At 42.9% G+C, this 16,174-nt stretch carries 13 protein-coding genes; 7 read left to right on the plus strand and 6 right to left on the minus strand.

Features of this window, described 5'->3' with window-relative positions; translation table 11 throughout:
• The first annotated feature begins 182 nt into the window (after positions 1–182).
• Together ACM0OZ_RS05765 and ACM0OZ_RS05770 are read left to right on the plus strand one after the other, a co-directional pair.
• On the plus strand, positions 183–1,019 hold the full coding sequence (locus tag ACM0OZ_RS05765; protein ID WP_414581851.1) for an HpsJ family protein: 837 nt from the start codon (positions 183–185) through the stop codon (positions 1,017–1,019).
• Positions 1,020–1,180: 161 nt separating this feature from the next.
• On the plus strand, positions 1,181–2,062 hold the full coding sequence (locus ACM0OZ_RS05770) for a glycosyltransferase family 2 protein (RefSeq protein WP_414581852.1): 882 nt from the start codon (positions 1,181–1,183) through the stop codon (positions 2,060–2,062).
• Between the two features lie 170 nt (positions 2,063–2,232).
• Here the strand turns inward: ACM0OZ_RS05770 and ACM0OZ_RS05775 are convergent, their stop codons facing one another.
• Entirely contained in the window at positions 2,233–4,017 is a 1,785-nt protein-coding gene (locus ACM0OZ_RS05775; RefSeq protein ID WP_414581853.1) for a DUF3685 domain-containing protein, read from the minus strand.
• Positions 4,018–4,158: 141 nt separating this feature from the next.
• Between ACM0OZ_RS05775 and ACM0OZ_RS05780 the strand changes: the two genes are divergently transcribed.
• Entirely contained in the window at positions 4,159–7,356 is a 3,198-nt protein-coding gene (locus tag ACM0OZ_RS05780) for a pentapeptide repeat-containing protein (RefSeq protein WP_414581854.1), read from the plus strand.
• Positions 7,357–7,412: 56 nt separating this feature from the next.
• On the opposite strand, the gene ACM0OZ_RS05785 is transcribed toward ACM0OZ_RS05780, so the two are convergent.
• Positions 7,413–7,862 (minus strand): Fur family transcriptional regulator, encoded by a 450-nt coding sequence (locus ACM0OZ_RS05785; RefSeq protein WP_414581855.1) that lies wholly within the window; start codon positions 7,860–7,862, stop codon positions 7,413–7,415.
• A 544-nt stretch (positions 7,863–8,406) separates the two neighbouring features.
• Here ACM0OZ_RS05785 and ACM0OZ_RS05790 point away from each other — a divergent pair.
• Positions 8,407–8,880 (plus strand): CRR6 family NdhI maturation factor, encoded by a 474-nt coding sequence (locus tag ACM0OZ_RS05790; RefSeq protein WP_332987760.1) that lies wholly within the window; start codon positions 8,407–8,409, stop codon positions 8,878–8,880.
• A gap of 390 nt (positions 8,881–9,270) precedes the next feature.
• On the opposite strand, the gene ACM0OZ_RS05795 is transcribed toward ACM0OZ_RS05790, so the two are convergent.
• From ACM0OZ_RS05795 to ACM0OZ_RS05805, 3 genes are all read right to left on the minus strand, one after another.
• Complete coding sequence (locus ACM0OZ_RS05795; protein WP_096567215.1) at positions 9,271–10,038, minus strand: hypothetical protein; 768 nt, start codon at positions 10,036–10,038, stop codon at positions 9,271–9,273.
• A 1,168-nt stretch (positions 10,039–11,206) separates the two neighbouring features.
• Entirely contained in the window at positions 11,207–11,794 is a 588-nt protein-coding gene (locus ACM0OZ_RS05800) for a D-glycero-alpha-D-manno-heptose-1,7-bisphosphate 7-phosphatase (protein WP_414581856.1), read from the minus strand.
• Positions 11,787–12,746 carry a glycosyltransferase family 9 protein gene (locus ACM0OZ_RS05805; RefSeq protein WP_414581857.1) on the minus strand — a complete coding sequence of 320 codons (960 nt, stop codon included), beginning with the start codon at positions 12,744–12,746 and terminating at the stop codon, positions 11,787–11,789. Before ACM0OZ_RS05805 ends, ACM0OZ_RS05800 begins: the two co-directional genes overlap by 8 nt.
• A 230-nt stretch (positions 12,747–12,976) precedes the next feature.
• Between ACM0OZ_RS05805 and ispD the strand changes: the two genes are divergently transcribed.
• The 3 genes from ispD (at position 12,977) to ACM0OZ_RS05820 (ending at position 14,843) form a co-directional block, all read left to right on the plus strand.
• Positions 12,977–13,666: a 2-C-methyl-D-erythritol 4-phosphate cytidylyltransferase gene (gene ispD, locus ACM0OZ_RS05810; RefSeq protein WP_414581858.1), complete on the plus strand. Its 690-nt coding sequence runs from the start codon at positions 12,977–12,979 to the stop codon at positions 13,664–13,666.
• A 188-nt stretch (positions 13,667–13,854) separates the two neighbouring features.
• On the plus strand, positions 13,855–14,385 hold the full coding sequence (gene scpB, locus ACM0OZ_RS05815; RefSeq protein ID WP_073633509.1) for an SMC-Scp complex subunit ScpB: 531 nt from the start codon (positions 13,855–13,857) through the stop codon (positions 14,383–14,385).
• Positions 14,386–14,495: 110 nt separating this feature from the next.
• The gene (locus tag ACM0OZ_RS05820) at positions 14,496–14,843 is read left to right on the plus strand and encodes a DUF760 domain-containing protein (protein ID WP_414581859.1); all 348 of its coding nucleotides are present in this window, start codon (positions 14,496–14,498) and stop codon (positions 14,841–14,843) included.
• Between the two features lie 73 nt (positions 14,844–14,916).
• Here the strand turns inward: ACM0OZ_RS05820 and ACM0OZ_RS05825 are convergent, their stop codons facing one another.
• Positions 14,917–16,122 carry an HhoA/HhoB/HtrA family serine endopeptidase gene (locus ACM0OZ_RS05825; protein WP_414581860.1) on the minus strand — a complete coding sequence of 402 codons (1,206 nt, stop codon included), beginning with the start codon at positions 16,120–16,122 and terminating at the stop codon, positions 14,917–14,919.
• Positions 16,123–16,174 lie beyond the last annotated feature (52 nt).

Below are 16,174 nucleotides of genomic sequence, written 5' to 3' on the forward strand. Positions count from 1 at the left end.
AGGATTTCCGGAAGACAAGCTAGAATACAGATGCTACCGTGGTGTAGCTCAATCGAAAGGGTAGAAAATATATCACCCAAAAAAGAATCTCGGAATCATAAACAATAGATAGCGTCATGGAAACAATATTCCAGTACCTTTATATAGAATATTCACTCTGATTGACTACGAGACAAAAAACTATGAATAACCGTTTTGCTGCTGCGATCGCCGCCCGTACACTTAAGGTAATTGGGATAATCTTAATATTGTCCTTTTTGATCGACTTTATCATTCTCAGCCTTGACTTCAGCCCTACTGATAAACAGTTGCAACTAAGATGGGCAGCAAGTATGGTTGAGCGGGGAGTCGTGCCATTAGTAGGTTTGGGTATGCTATTCGCGGCGTATTGGATTGACAGTTTTGATGATGGCAATCAACCACAGCCCCTAGACTTTAGAATGCCGGCTCTGATTATATCAAGTATCTTGGGGTTACTCTTTTTGGTTATTGCTCCTGTCCACGCGATGAATATTATTAACCAAAGAACTCAAGTGGTGGACCAAATCACTAGGGATGCGCAAGTAGCAGAAAACCAATTGAAAACCCAGCTCAACCAAGTGCAAGCTCAACTGGGTAATGATCAAGTCAAAGCAGCTGTAGAAAAGCAGAGAACTCAAGTCAAAACCCAGTACAGTGAACTGCTTCAAGATGAGCAGCGTTACAACCAAGCACTGAATAACCCAAATGTTCCCCAAGCTACAAAAGATTTACTCAAGAAGTTTAAGGCAAATCCTCAGGAGCTTGACAAATTTATCGCCCAACAAACAGATCCACAGCAACTTGCCAATCAAAGACTAGCTCAAATTCGCACTCGCCGGGAAGAACTGGAAAAACAAGCTCAAGAAAATTGGAAGCCTGGTTTAAGGATTGTTGTGAATAGTTTGCTGTTGTCTGTTGCTTACATCATTATCGGCTGGTCAGGATTAAGAAGTATGGGTGCTTTCCAAAGTGCAAAACGCAAAGTACCTGCACGCTAGTTCATTATCCTCAAAGGCAGTACGACGCATTAAAAATTTAACGCAGCTCATACTGCCACTTTGACTCATTCCTTGATGAAAATCATTTCGTATCTCTTGCAGGTATTCCCTATAAAAAAGTATAATCTGGCACAAGAGAACTTATATGACTAACGTTGGGAATGTTTTCAATTTACATATTGACTTATAACGAAGAAATAGATATTGCGGCTTGTATTGAGTCGGCGATGCTATCAGATGACATTATTGTTGTAGATTCATGTAGTAGCGATCGCACCGTCGAAATCGCCAGTCGCTACCCAGTTCGCGTCGTTCAGCATCCTTTTGAAAGCCACGGTCGTCAGCGTACTTGGATGCTAGAAAATATACCTCCCAAGCATGAATGGGTTTACATTCTAGAAGCTGACGAACGCATGACGCCACAACTGTTTGCAGAATGCGAAAAAGCAAGTCAGAATCCAGACTACATCGGTTACTACGTCGCTGAACGCGTCATTTTCATGAATCGTTGGATTCGTCGCAGTACCCAGTATCCTCGTTACCAGCTGCGCCTTTTCCGCCACGGTAAAGTTTGGTTTACAGACTACGGTCACACAGAACGAGAAGTTTGTGACGGTTCAACAAGCTTTTTAAAAGAAACATACCCCCATTACACTTCTAGCAAGGGTTTAAGCCGGTGGATTGAAAAGCACAATCGTTACTCCACAGATGAAGCCAGAGAAACTCTGCATCAATTAGAGAATGGAACAGTTAGCTGGCGCAGTTTATTTTTTGGCAAGTCAGAAGTCGAACGACGCCGCGCTTTAAAAGATTTGTCCTTGCGCTTACCAGGTAGACCATTCATACGTTTTTTGTATATGTATTTTCTCTTAGGTGGCTGCTTAGACGGACGCGCTGGTTTTGCTTGGTGTACCTTGCAAGCTTTCTACGAATACCTGATTCTGCTAAAAGTTTGGGAAATGAAGCATATTCCTGCACCCAACTTGGATGCAAAAATACCTGCAAGTGAAGCTACGCATTTAATATCAAATTCTGTTGATTAGTTATATCATGTCCGGTTGAATAGTTGTCATTGCGAACGAAGCGCCAGCGTAGTGAAGCAATCTCAAGCACTTACGATTGCTTCGTTTCACTTGGTTCCACTCGCAATGACAAATAATAAGTGATGTGTAAAGACGCGCCATGACGCGTCTCTAGATTGCTGATACCCAACTCATAACTTTTTATTCTTTTTTTCGGTTAAAGAAACACTGCCAATTCCTTGAAGAATCCCACGACCAACCAAACCTATACCACGTCCAATAACTTGCGTCAGAACAAAAACAACACCACTTCCTAAGAAAGATAATAATGATTGTAGACGAGGGGCGATCGCATCACGAAATTCTATCGCTAGGGTAATCACTAGCGGGATACCAGAAAGTTGAGCTAGCTCTTGTCCACGCGGCGCATAAATAGAAATTGTCGCAATACCGCGAGGTGCAAAAACAAATAGCTCATAGCGGCTTTCAAAAATTGCTTGAGGCTCATTGACATAATTCCTCAGGCGATATCTCCACGACAAATTATTTCTAAAACGTTCGATTTCCCGCGTAGAAATCAATTGGCGATCATAAAAACTTTGTTTAATTTCTTCGACATCCGCTAAAGAGTTGAGCAGCGGTTGTATCACACCATTTGCTATCTGAATTAACAAATTCTCTAGGAGCATTTCTGCGTACTCTTTTGCTTCAGAGCTTCCTGCTGGATATGAGGCATTATCAATTTGCAAATCAGTTTGAAATAACAGATAAGAAAATAACTCCTCAGCAAGAGGAATTTTCTGAAAAATCTCTGTTTGCACAATTGCAGAATTTTGCAGTAGAAAATTGACGATTTCTAAATTGTTTTTGCCAACTCTTACCCTAGCAAATTTTCCAAAAAACTCTGTAGTTGCAGCTTCCCAAGCATCAATGAGTAAGGTATTTTTTAATTCCGATAATTGGTTGATTTCTACCCGAGAAGCTCGTATTTCATCTAAAGTATCAGCAACTTTTTGGAGAACTAGATAAAGTAAATCACGTTTTTTATCTTCACGTAAAATATCAATTTCCAGAGGGGTAGCTGTCAAGTTTTGTAAAGGAAGCTGAAGCTTGGTAATACAAGATGCAAATAATGCCGCTTGCAGCGATCGCGGGCTGAGTAGAGAAGGGGCATTTTGCTTGTTTGGTGAGTCAGATTTGGAAATAAAAGTACTGAGTGAGGGATTTGCAGGAGGCTGCAACTGTACAGACGCGAAATTATTTCCTGTAGGAACGTTACGCCAACGTGGTACCTCTCGCCTTTCCACTGCTGAAGCTAATAATCGATTCAGCAGCCAACGAGCTGCTAACAATTCTCGTCTTTGCCCAGCTAAAACTGCTCTATCAAGTAAAGGTAAGCCGGGCACTTGTAATTGTGCCGTTACTTCTGCCAAGGTAGTGTTAATGTAACCCATTCCTGATAAGCGTAGACGCTTCCGCAGCTGAGCGAAAGGGAGTCGAGAAGAAGCGGAAAGGTTTTCAAGAGCATACCCCGTGTCCTCTCTCATTTCCCCATCCCAGCATAAGCCACCTGCTAGTATCTCGTGCATGGCGGTGACTAATTCAGAAACAGGCGTACCTTTGGGACAGTAACCATTAACCCCAGCAGATCTTGCTGCTAAAAGCAACCCTTGTTCTTGAACAGAACTTAGGAGCAATAAGGGCAGATTGGGGTACTGGGTTTTCAAATGCCGACAAAGTTGTAAACCGAGCTGCTGACTAGAGAGGGAGCGACCATTTCCCAGTTCCAAAACAACTAAATTAACTTGGTTAGGGTCTTCTTGTGCAAGTTTGGCTAAAATCTGCAGTCCAGCAGTATCTGTTTGAGCTTCCGAGACCACTTGCAAATCCGGAAATTCTTCCAAAGCCACTCGTAGCCCTAGCCGGAAGATAGGGTCTTGGTCTACTAACAATAGTTTTAGAGGGCGATCGCTCATAATCGGCTTAAAAACGCAGGCTTTTTTCTTTTGGTAAAAAATAAGCTTGACAAATTAGCTTAGTTACCTTAATAAGAGTTGTTTTCGTAGACAGATAAATGAATCATAATTGCCATAGGCAGGCATTTACCCTTTGATTCAATGACTTTGAGTATTCGGCACACCTTAGCAGAACACCACATTGAACTACCCCAAATAAGAGAGTTTTCACCAGCGGAGATAGCAGGCTTGGCATTCCGTATTGTTCAGGATATGGAAGTCAAAAGCCTTATGTTTTTTGATATTTGTACCTTAGCAGAAATTTTAGAACTACCCATAGGCAGTGTTTGCCAGGAAATCAGTGTATTAGCCCACATCACTCAAAGCTTAGTGAGTGCACTGAGCAAGAAAAAACCCTTGAAACGCAACGAAGGCACATGGCTAGCCTTTCAAATTGCCTATCTTCTTGGTCTACAACAAGTTCTTAACCAGGAAAAAAGCCTACAGCGACCTTGGCTAGACCGAGCAATCGTATGGGACACACAAAGAACGAGAGTAGAGAGCGAAATTTCTCCCTCATCTCCCTCATCCTCCTCATCCCCCTCATCCCCCTCATCTCCCTCATCCCCCTCATCCCCCTCATCCTCCTCATCCTCCTCATCCCCCTCATCTTTCATACGTCCCCTGCAAGATGCTCAACTGCAAGGGCTACTCAAAACTCTCCGTCCAGGGAAACTCACTGACACACAAGCTGAACAAGCGCTTTGTGAGGTAGCAGATTCATTACTTGTGCAACAAATGAACAGCGCAGCTGTGGCTTGGTTGATTGCCAATGGTGCCGAAGAACACGAAGCTAAGCTGATCATACAGCGATTGATGAACGCACTTGCTGGGCACTTACTAGTAGTCATCGCCGAGAATGCGCTTGCGTTCGCCCAACTGCAAAAATTTTTCCGCATAGGGACTTCACTACCAGCCAGTGCAGGATTACCTTTACACACCCCAGAAGTTGTAGGAGGGTTAACTCCCAACCCTTCGACATCTGATAACAAAATTGACTTGTACCGGGAACTCTACCGAGCGAGTTTGCTCCAGAGTCACTCAGAACCTTTATTCACAGAATTCTTTTCCCTCAAGGATATCTATGTTCCTCTCAAAGGCTTGCCCCTAAACGAAAATGATTCACAGCAAAAGCAAAAAATTCCCCAGCTTGATTTAATGACATGGGCGCAGCAACAGCTATCTGATTTAGAAACAATTGCCGTGATTTGCTCAGAACCTGGTTATGGAAAAACGAGTTTCTGCCAAATTTGGGCGGCGAAAGTAGCACAGGAATTATACCCAACTTGGATGCCGGTTTTGATTCGCCTGAGTGAAGTGACATATGGCAATACTTTAGAGGAAACGTTAGATTCTGGTTTTCAAGCAAATAATTTTCACCTCAGTCTATTAGAGTGGCTAGAGCTAGAGCATCCAAGGTGTTTGTTGATTTTGGATGGTCTCGATGAGCTACCGCCTTCGCGTCACGGCAAAAGGATACAAGCAATTTTTATTCAGCAACTGCTGAGATTTCAATCTCTCAGCCAACATAAAATTTTCCTGACCACTCGGTCAACAGCATTGCAAGATATCGCTCAAGAACTTGCACAGCAATTAAAACGAATTGCGATCGCGCCGTGGGATAAGGAAGAGTTGAAACAATGGTTTCAGCAGTGGGCAAAAGTGCAATCTTTGCCCATATCTCAAAATTTCTTTACATTCTTAAAACAGGCAGGAGTATTTTCCGCTAAATCCAAGTTCCCGGAAATCTCCGCTCTTGTCCGCCAACCTTTTATGCTCTATTTGTTAGGTGTTTTGCACCGTGATGAACTGCTGGATGAGGAAATATTGCAGTTTACAGCTAGAAATCAGCACACTAGAAATGCCTCTTTGCTGTGGGAAATTTACCATCGCCTGAGTCGATCGCTATTAGGCTATCCTCAAACTGGTAGCATCAAAACAATGCTTATGCGGTGGGGAGTGGCTCATATTCACCGCACGCAAGAGTTACTTGAGAAAATGCAAGCAGTGGCACTGCAAATTCTACACTCACGGCATTCTCAAATTAAGTTGAGTGGAGAATTAAATACACTGCCAGCTTTTTATTTCAAAAAAGACAGATGGCAAGAAGGGGAGAAATTTTTATCTCACATCCAAAATCCTAAATCACGCCACTCCGCTCAAGGTCGGGAACCTCCGCATGGGAGTGGCTCCAAAATTCAAAATTCTCTCGTTGAGTTTTTTCATGCGAAGTTAGGAGAGTATCTTTGTGCTGAAGCTTTGATCACTGAATTAAAACTCTTGACTAAACGCCAACTGGATGCTTACGGTGAATTGACCTTCGTCGTTGATTCCAGTAGTGTTGCCCAACACCTCTACAATCTACTTGGTTACGGTATCCTCACTCAGGAAATAGAGGAACTTGTGATCGAAGGGTTGCGACGCTCTTCAAAGCGGGATTTTTCTTTTGAAATACTGTGCGATCGACTGCTACCTTTTTGGTATAGCTATTGCCGAGGTCGTTGGTTGGATGAGGGTATAGCGCACAAAGCTTTAACTTATTTTCAGACACTGCAAAACCCTGTTAATATCGAGCAGGTAAATGCATCTGTGGGACTGAATCTTTTCTTGTTGCTATGTGCTATCCACCAAGAAGCAAAGATTCCATTTTCCCCTTGTGGTGATCCAGCTTCTTTAGAAGAATTCAATCCAGAAGCACTGCTCATGCTTATTGGTAAGACAGCAGTTTTGGGCAAAAATACCTTTGCAACCCGTATACGCTCAAAATCCCTCGCTTTCCTTAATTTAGCAGGGGTTCACTTGCCGCAAGTTATGGTATTCGCAGGAGTCCATCTTGGGCAAACAGATTTATCAAATGCTGAGTTAATTGAGGCAAATTTAGCGGGAGTCAATTTGCAGGAAGCTAACCTCACAGGTGCTAACCTCACAGGTGCAAATCTCACAGGTGCAAATCTCACAGGTGCCAACCTCACAAGTGCCAACCTCACAGGGGTGAATCTTAGTTCTGTTAATCTCACCAACGCTTGCTTATTTCAAGGTATCCTAAGCGAGGCTGACAGAGAAATTGCTCTGATGAATGGTGCCTTATTCTCATTAGAGCAGTTTCAAGCCATCAAAAATTTACTGTCCCAGCAGTCTCATTTTAACATTGCTGAGGCAACAGAACACACAGCAGCTTGGTCTAACAATGCACCCTACAACGGGCTAATTGAAAGCGCAGAAGGTAAACCGATGATGCCAGAAGATTTGTACGACGATGATGTTGATGATCAAACAGCTGTAGACGATAACTATAAGTGAATTTGGTCATCGGTGATAGGTTGGTAGTTGCGCTGAAGCGCAACTGATCACAAGCATCATGTGCTTTCTTGTGAGTTACGGTAACCGTAGAAGTTAATACTGTAGTCAGTAATCCGCACCCCTGTTTGTTCTTCAACTTGGCGGAGAAATTCTTCTGGTAATTCTAGGTGAACATCCAAGATTTGATTTGTATCCAAACAGTTAACATGACTGTGGGAATCACTAATATTGCCGTATAAACGTCCATCACAGCGTTCAATACATTCAATGATGCCCTGACTGGATAACGCTTCTAAATTTTGATAAACAGAAGTATGTCCGATCTCTTTGCCTTGCTGGTTCAGGCGATCATAAATCTCTCTAGCGGAAAGATGCTCTCTTGCGTCCCAAAGCAGTTCCAGAATAAAGCGACGCTGACGACTCACGCGCATACCTAATGCCTGACACTGCTCAAGAGCATCTTCCAGTGAACGAATTGGTTTTGTAGATATCTCTTGCTTTTGCATATTTTATAAGTTTCTTAACTTAGGGGCTAATTTTCCCTTTTGAATGTTTGTTTGTTATTTTATATATTCAAAGGTTTTGCACCCTGCACGTTCCGCTTTGCCTGTGTTTTTGCTTTTTTGCTTCGGGAAATTACAGGTTGGTTTAAGGGGATGGTTATACTTTTTAACTGCTCGCTCACACTCTCTTCTAAAACAAACTCATTACAACTTTAGCTTAAAATCGTTGCCAACGTCTACCTGAAGGCTTTTGTCTTGTCAAGAGCCACGATTTATGATTCATTTACTTTTAGTTAGGAGCCGGCGCACTGGCGGCGCGCCCCCCGCTACGAATGAAAGAAACACTTCCCTCTTTGACTCCCTCCCTTTCTTTCTCACTCCTTCCCTCAACAGTGTTTCTTCAGAGCCTTGAGTTATTCCCCCCATGACTCCCCATTCCACAAGCCTTGAGTGCTTAACTGTAGTTCCAAACATACGTGCCGATTGATTTTGTGATTTGTATGCAGGAAAAGAGTAGTATGAATTGTCGAGGCTATTTTTTGACTCGATGACAATCACCATCGCAATTAATACTGATCACATTAACTCCTTGGATCTGTCCCCTATAGTCACAGAGATTGAAAAACTGCTGCAAGACGGGACGATCGCATCCGAAGAGCAGCAGCTGCGTTTTGATATTGACTATTCCTTGGAACCAGGCGATCCACGGGAACTTTCAGAAATCCCAGAAGTGCGGATGTGGTTTATCCGGCTGGATACTCGGTATCCCTGGTTGCCATTTCTACTAGATTGGAAGGCTGGGGAATTCGCTCGTTATGCAGCTATGCTTGTACCCCACCAGTTCAGTACCAGAGAAGGTATTCAGTATAATCCTGAAGCTTTAGAAATCTTTTTGATGCACAAGCTGTTTGTTTTAAACGACTGGTTACAACAGCAAGGCATTCCCAGTAAATCTCGCCTCCAGTCGATGGCGCAACTTCTGGGCTATGAGTTAGATGATGCCTTATTTGAGATGTTTTGAAAAGGTAACTGGTGAACAAAAGGCGGCGGATGCCCTCATTGGCTAGAACAAAGAGAAAGTATAGCATTTAATAAAATGTCTTATAAAGCATTTTATTAGATGCTATGGAAATTAGAATTAACTTGTTATGAGTGTTGAGTGTTAACTCTTAACACTCAACACTCAACGACCATGAAGAGTGATTAGAGGTTATTTATAAAGTAAAAATAAAATTACTGTAGGGTGTGTTAGGCGCAGCATGAGCGATATGATTTGTCACCAAAAACATAATCAAAGCGCAAGGGCGCACCATGTTATATAGCGGTGCGTTACGGCTAGTGCCTAACGCACCCTACTTAACATTTACTTTATAAATGGTCTCTTATGCAATTTGTACACGCAGTTTTCTTCTCACTTAATACGGCATATAAGTTTTAAGGCTGTACTAAAAGCGTATTCAACTGCTTTCGATTTACTTGGTAATGCCGCTTTCCAAATACGATAATCATTATATTCAAGAATCAAATTTGCCATCTCATCAATTTTGGTCTTTTTTAGGACATCGTATTGAGTCGATTCAAAGTCTCTCAAGATGCCACCATTTTCCAAGACTTCTTGTCCAGCTTTAATAAAGCCATTCAAAACGGCTTTCATGTATTCTCTACCAGCACGTTCTGCAAACACAGGAGATGATTTCAACGCCTGAAATTCTTCTAATAGAAGGTTAGCGATTTTTCTTCCTTCTAGAGTATTCCAATCATAAGGTAGTTGAACATCCAGATATTCATCTTCGACGTATTGATATTTAAGATACTCCTTTATATCTACAGCGACTTGAACTATTTTGTAACCAGCAAACAATTGCTTTAAAGAATTTGCACTTGTATCAATAGATGAGTCAGGGAAAACTTTTTCCTCACCTTCTGGACATTCATAGACAAGATACGTCCAAATTCCTTCTGAATCACCAACATCGGAACTTCCAGCTTGGTAGAAGGTCATTGTTCCATCTTCTTCACAGCGAAAATATGCACTTTCTGCATCTGTTAACGTACAGTGATGCATATTTTTTGAAAAGCGCATGAGCGTTCTAAAAATGCCAGTAATGTGGTGAGGTTGGCTCTCTACTTGGATGTAACGTTTTCCACTGCTCACAAAGCTATGTAATCGAATCGCCATTTGTTTTTCCTTATAATCTTTCTTCACATTCTTTTTTCGATGCACCAACCTGACAGCAAGAGGGAAGTGAAGGAACACATAACATGGCGTGCTATATCCAGCTGTAAGCTATTCACACCTAATAATAATGGCAACAAGCAGATGCCATGTAGCCGAGAATCCTCAGCCTGCTGCACTGAGGTCACTAATCTTTGTTCTAACGTAAATTTTTAGTTGCAGCTGATCAGTTTCGTAACAAAGCTTTAAACTCCCTGTTTCTTTAATTTTCAAGAGCCATTGTCAGGTTTTCTATTCAATAACTCAGTGTGACCTTCAAAAATTAGGCTTGAAGTTTCGCCCAAGCTTAACTTCCAACCTATACCTAATTATGATAGGACACAACTAATGTGTACTAGGTTACACATAGTTATTCGTTATTTACAAATTTTTACATAAAAGTTTGATTTATATTAGCCTTTAGCAAAAAATCTTTTTTCTAAATTCCTCACCTGTTACATATTTTTAGATATTTAATTTGTATACAGAACTGGTAAAGAAAGCTAAAAGTCAAGACTTGTGAGAATCAATTCGCTCAAATTCCTGACTTTTTCAAGTAGTCGGGAATTTTGTTGTTCAGGAATAATTTAGGATTGCCTGATTCAGATTTTAAATAGCGATCGCCCCAAGAGGCGATCGCAAAAGTTTTGCTACAAGTGGTACTGAGGTGAAGCTCAATAGCGCTTGATTTGTTGTATTTTTTATGAACAACACTCGCACGGAGCTACGCTTCGTACGAGGTTTCTAACGCCTCTTCTGGCAAACTTACCCTTGGAGTCCGGAGGTTCTAATACGCAGAGGTTTCACCATCCGCGTCTAACGACGCAAGTTCCTTACGCCGATAACAAAAAATATTATCTTGTTATTTCGTTGACAGGGGACTTATTTTTTCGTCGTAGTCCTGCCTTACGGGTTATCTCTGGTGGATACTGCCACCAACTGTATCGTTTAGGGGTAGAAAAGTAGCTCTTACAAAGAAGGAGGTTATCATCCCTGGTAGCAAGCGGGTCTGTTACTGATTATGCCTCGCTATTTATATTTTCCCACGTCGGCAGTTTTGCAATCAAGACCCTGACAAAAGCTTTCATCCCCAGGTGGAGGAACGAAACCTGGGGACTTCCCGCAAGGAGTGTTAAATCTGTAGCTGCTGCAAAATCCATTCAACAGCTACAGCCAAATCTTTGGCAATGTAATCGGGTTTTGTATGGTGCTGGTAATCACCAGCCAAAACGCGATCGCCAAACCCTGTTTGCACCAAAATTCCCACACAACCAGCATTGTGTGCCATATCAACATCAGTCGCTTTATCTCCCACCATAAAACTGTGACTGAGATCCAAATCGTGTTCCCAAGCCGCCGCGACCAACATTCCTGTGTTTGGTTTGCGCCAAGTAGACCAGCGAGTGTATGCTGGGTCTTTGCCGCCTTCTGGTGGACTGAGGTAGGGACAATAATACAAAGCGTCTAATTTTGCCTCAGCTTCTTGTGCCAACAATCGACAAAGCCGATCATGTAACGCTTGTACGTGAGTGTCTGGATAATAACCTCTAGCTGGTCCAGATTGATTGGAAACAAGACAGCAAAAAATACCTTGGTCATTGAGCTGGCGCACGGAAAGTGCAACACCGGGAATTAAATGTAAATCTTCTAGGTCGCGAATGTAGCCAGCCTCAACATTTAACACGCCATCGCGGTCAAGGAATACAGCAGGTTTAGCCACCCCAAATTTTCTCCAACACAGTGTTAGGCGCGATATCTGCCATCTTACCCGTGGGGGATTTAATGGCAAGGAATTTATCGCTTCTAGGCAATAACTTTGCTGGGTCTGTTGGACCAAATAAGGCAATGGTATAAGTCTGTACCGCCACACTCAAGTGCATAGGGGCGCTGTCGGTACACAGCATTAAATTTGCCCCAGCAATCATCGCCGCCAACTTGCCAATATCATCAGGAGAACTCACTTTGATATTGGGTGTGGACTGTTTGAGACTACGCACAAACTGTTCATCTTCTGGTCCTTGGATAACCACCACAGGCATTTCCGGCTGCTTTTGCTGGATGTCTTGAATAATTTGCTGCCAATTCCTGACAGGATAAATTTTATCTAGACCTTTCGTCTGGGCTAGCTTGCTAGAACCACCGTGAATCAAAATGTAACCAGTTTCCTTTATCCCCAACCGTTGTTGTTCCTGAATAGCACAGTCAATATCTGCTTTTGGCACATTGATTGCTAACTCTGGACAAGGAGAGTTAATACCCAACCCTTGCAGCAAGTCATGGTACATACTAGCAGCATACTGATTTGTTCTCAGAGGAACTGGATTGGTGAGAAAAACAGCTCCTTTGCTCCTATAGCCAATTCGTGTGGGGATTCCGGTTAACCAGAGCAAAAGACCTACTAAAGCATTTTGCCCTAGAGCAATGGCAATATCGTACTCGCGATCGCGTATCGAGCCTACCAAGTTGCCCCAATCTGCCATACTGTTACGGTCTTTGTAGTCAAACGCCAGTACTTCATTAACTGACTTACTCACCCGGTAAGCAGCCTTTGAACGGGGTTCCACAACAACATCCACCTGAGCATTGGGGTAATAGCGCTTCAGGTCATCTAGGGTCGGGAAGAAGAGAATTTGGTCACCAATTCCGCCAGGAACAAGGGCTACTATTCGCATAATATATCTTCACGCTTACTCGCTCATTATTTTAGGGGAAGATAGGGATTGGAAATTAGAGATTGAGGATTAGGGATTGAGGATTAGGGATTGGGGATTAGGGATTAGGGAAGAATCTTCACGCGGATTAGTCTCTTTCCCAGTCCCCAGTCCCCAGTCCCCAGTCCCCAGTCCCCAGTCCCCAGTCTCCAGTCCCCAGTCCCTAATATCTATCAAACTTGAGGAATTCTGTGCATTTATTAATTCCAGCTGCTGGAACAGGCAGAAGAATGGGAAGTCACCGCAATAAACTCCTGCTTGTGGTAGGCTCCCAGCCTATTATCGCTTGGACTCTTCTTGCCGCTGAAGCAGCAAGTCAAATCAGTTGGATAGGCATTATCTCCCAACCTTATGACTGGGAAGATTTCAAAACCATTCTTGCCTCTCTAAAGCTAACTAAGCCAGTGGAACTGATTCAAGGGGGTTCTAGCCGTCAAGAATCGGTTTACAATGGATTGCAGGCGCTAAGCGGCTCCGCAGAGCAAGTGTTAATTCACGATGGAGCCAGATGCCTCGCCACACCAAATTTATTCAACTCTTGTGCTGAAGCTATTCGACATTGTCCTGGTTTAATTGCCGCCGTACCAGTTAAGGATACTATCAAAGTCGTAGATGAAAATGGCATAATTCAAAGCACGCCTGACCGACGGCAATTGTGGGCGGCACAAACTCCTCAAGGTTTTGATGTTAAATTATTGAAAAAGTGCCACGCCGAAGGTGTCCGTCAAGGCTGGGAAGTGACTGACGATGCTGCTTTGTTTGAAAAATGCGGCTATAGTGTGCGAATTGTTGAGGGAGAAGAGACGAATCTGAAGTTGACCACTCCACAAGATTTGGCGATCGCTGAATTCATCCTAAAAACTAGACTGGATCAGCACTGAGGTGGGTTATAACAATTTTGAAGATCCCGAAGCCTCACCTTTGGTATTTTCAACATAATCCTTGATTTTTTTCCGATATTATGTTATTGTGCCAAACACTTGTAATTCTCCTTCATTTGTCATTTTTTATTTATACAAGTGACTAATGACCAATAACTAATGACTGATGACTGATGAATAATGCCGTGATGAATGCATCGACGAAGATAGAAGCAATTCTGTATTTGAAGGGTAAACCCCTGTCCATAAGTGAAATTGCCGAGTATGCGCTTTGCGATCGCACCACAGTTCAGGAAGGCATCATCGAACTGATTGATGAGTATGCCCGCCGTGATAGCGCCTTAGAAGTCGTAGAAACCTCCGATGGTTATAGTTTGCAACTTAGGTCAGACTTTCATGACTTGGTACAAACTCTGATTCCAGTAGAATTGGGTCTGGGAGCATTACGAACCTTGGCAGCCATTGCCCTAAATAGTCCAATACTGCAAAGCGACTTGATCAACTTGCGGGGTTCTGGTGCGTATCAACACGTTTCCGAACTCGTCGAACTCGGTTTTGTCAAAAAACGCCGAGATAGTGAGTCTCGCTCGTATTCGTTACAAGTCACCCCTAAATTTCAGCAATATTTCCAAATTGAGCAACTTCCCCAATTATTATCCAATAGCCAAGAGCAAAAACAGCTAGAGCTGGAACTCACAGCACAACCACAACCAGATTAAGTACTGCTGCTCTTGTTGGAATGCTAGTACTCCAGAAAGAGGTAGTGATATGTCTCACCCTTCTACTATGGTTTAGAGTAGAATAAGCAACTCAGCTAAAAAAACAGCCAATGGTGTTTGATCCTAATTTTTTGAATGACTACCCTGAGGAACACCCCAATCAGATCCTGAATGATAGCTTTGAGGAACTTCCTAATCAGTTACTCAAGTATCTACAGCACCAGCCACCTGAAGTCCTAGCCCGCGTCGCCCAGTCTGTCAGCCCCGAAATTAAACAAATCATTTCGCAAAACGTCCAAGGACTTGTCGGGATGTTACCTTCAGAAAGTTTTAATGTGCAAATTACCACAGACCGAGACAATCTCGCTGGTCTTTTAGCCTCGGCTATGATGACAGGTTATTTTCTCCGCCAAATGGAACAACGGATGCAGTTAGATCATTTGAGTAACAATCATTAGTTAACAGTTATTAGTCATTTGTCATGAGTCATTAGTTACAAAGGACAAAGAACAAACGACAAAGGACTAATCACTACTTCTGGGGATAAGCCCCTGATTGTACTTTAAATGTTTGAATTTTCCCGTTGCGGTTGACTTCGATTTCCAATATGTCACCTACGGTGCTAGACTCCACCTGCTTCTGTACTTGAGCAGATGTTTTTACTTGCTTACCGTTAACTTTTTGAATCAAGTCGCCAGCAAGGAGTCCTGCTCGTTGTGCTGGAGAATTTTCCAGGACTCCTGTAATGGCTATCCCAACATCCTGTTTAATGTTGAGATTCTTGTCTTGATTAATCTGCTGTTTCTTGCTAGAAGATAAGTCGGACATTTCAACCCCTAAAAACGGGTGTCGTACACGCCCTTTGGTAAAAAGCTCATTAGCAATGCGGGCTGCTGTTTCAATGGGGATGGCAAAACCCAGCCCTTGAGCATCGGCGCGGATAGCAGTGTTAATTCCAATAACCTCGCCTTGGGCGTTTAATAAAGGTCCGCCTGAGTTACCCGGATTAATAGCCGCGTCGGTTTGGATAAAGCTGACTCGCTTATCTGGAACACCAACTTGAGCGCTGGTACGGTCTGTCGCGCTGATAATGCCGATTGTCACAGTATTATCTAAACCGAGGGGATTGCCAATAGCGATCGCCCATTGACCTGGTATTAAGTTTTGTGAAGTGCCTAGTTTCACTGTTGGCAGATCATAATCTGAAATTTTTACAACAGCTACATCTGTCACTGAATCAACTCCAACGACCCGACCGTCAAAAGTCCGACCATCTTTGAGGGTCACTTGTACTGTATCTGTATCCGCGACAACATGAGCGTTTGTTAATATTTGTCCATTTTCACTCAAAATAAATCCAGACCCTGTTCCACGCTCTATCCGTTCTTTGGGGAATGGCTGCTCTTCCTCTCCAAAAAATCGCCGTAAAAGCGGATTTTTCAATGCATCAGAAATAGGATTAGCCACTTTGCGGGTTGCATTAATTCGCACGACAGCCGGTCCAGTTCTTTGAACAGCAGTGGCAATAAAATTCATATTATCGGCACTAGGAGCTGCAACTTGTCCACCAACAGGATTTGCAGGTGCAACTTCTGGGGGCGAAGACACTGTTACAGTTCTTAACTCGCGAAACAAGCGATTTTGTGGCGGGAGATAGCGACTACCCAACAAGCCTGCACCGCCGCCAATAGTCAATATGGATAGATAAATAATCAGTTGCTTTAATGATAATTTCATAAAACTTCGCGGGATGTGGGAAACGAGCGCGTCTTTAGACCTGAGAGGAAAA

It is taken from the genome of Scytonema sp. PCC 10023 (assembly GCF_963920835.1).
Lineage (GTDB): Bacteria > Cyanobacteriota > Cyanobacteriia > Cyanobacteriales > Nostocaceae > Kalymmatonema.

Bases quoted from the DNA above. Each gene is read 5' to 3' on its own strand.
- ACM0OZ_RS05765 (WP_414581851.1), top strand. From the start codon at position 183: ATGAATAACCGTTTTGCTGCTGCGATCGCCGCCCGTACACTTAAGGTA.
- ACM0OZ_RS05770 (WP_414581852.1), top strand. From the start codon at position 1,181: ATGTTTTCAATTTACATATTGACTTATAACGAAGAAATAGATATTGCG.
- ACM0OZ_RS05775 (WP_414581853.1), bottom strand. From the start codon at position 4,017: ATGAGCGATCGCCCTCTAAAACTATTGTTAGTAGACCAAGACCCTATC.
- ACM0OZ_RS05780 (WP_414581854.1), top strand. From the start codon at position 4,159: ATGACTTTGAGTATTCGGCACACCTTAGCAGAACACCACATTGAACTA.
- ACM0OZ_RS05785 (WP_414581855.1), bottom strand. From the start codon at position 7,862: ATGCAAAAGCAAGAGATATCTACAAAACCAATTCGTTCACTGGAAGAT.
- ACM0OZ_RS05790 (WP_332987760.1), top strand. From the start codon at position 8,407: ATGACAATCACCATCGCAATTAATACTGATCACATTAACTCCTTGGAT.
- ACM0OZ_RS05795 (WP_096567215.1), bottom strand. From the start codon at position 10,038: ATGGCGATTCGATTACATAGCTTTGTGAGCAGTGGAAAACGTTACATC.
- ACM0OZ_RS05805 (WP_414581857.1), bottom strand. From the start codon at position 12,746: ATGCGAATAGTAGCCCTTGTTCCTGGCGGAATTGGTGACCAAATTCTC.
- scpB (WP_073633509.1), top strand. From the start codon at position 13,855: ATGAATGCATCGACGAAGATAGAAGCAATTCTGTATTTGAAGGGTAAA.
- ACM0OZ_RS05820 (WP_414581859.1), top strand. From the start codon at position 14,496: ATGGTGTTTGATCCTAATTTTTTGAATGACTACCCTGAGGAACACCCC.
- ACM0OZ_RS05825 (WP_414581860.1), bottom strand. From the start codon at position 16,122: ATGAAATTATCATTAAAGCAACTGATTATTTATCTATCCATATTGACT.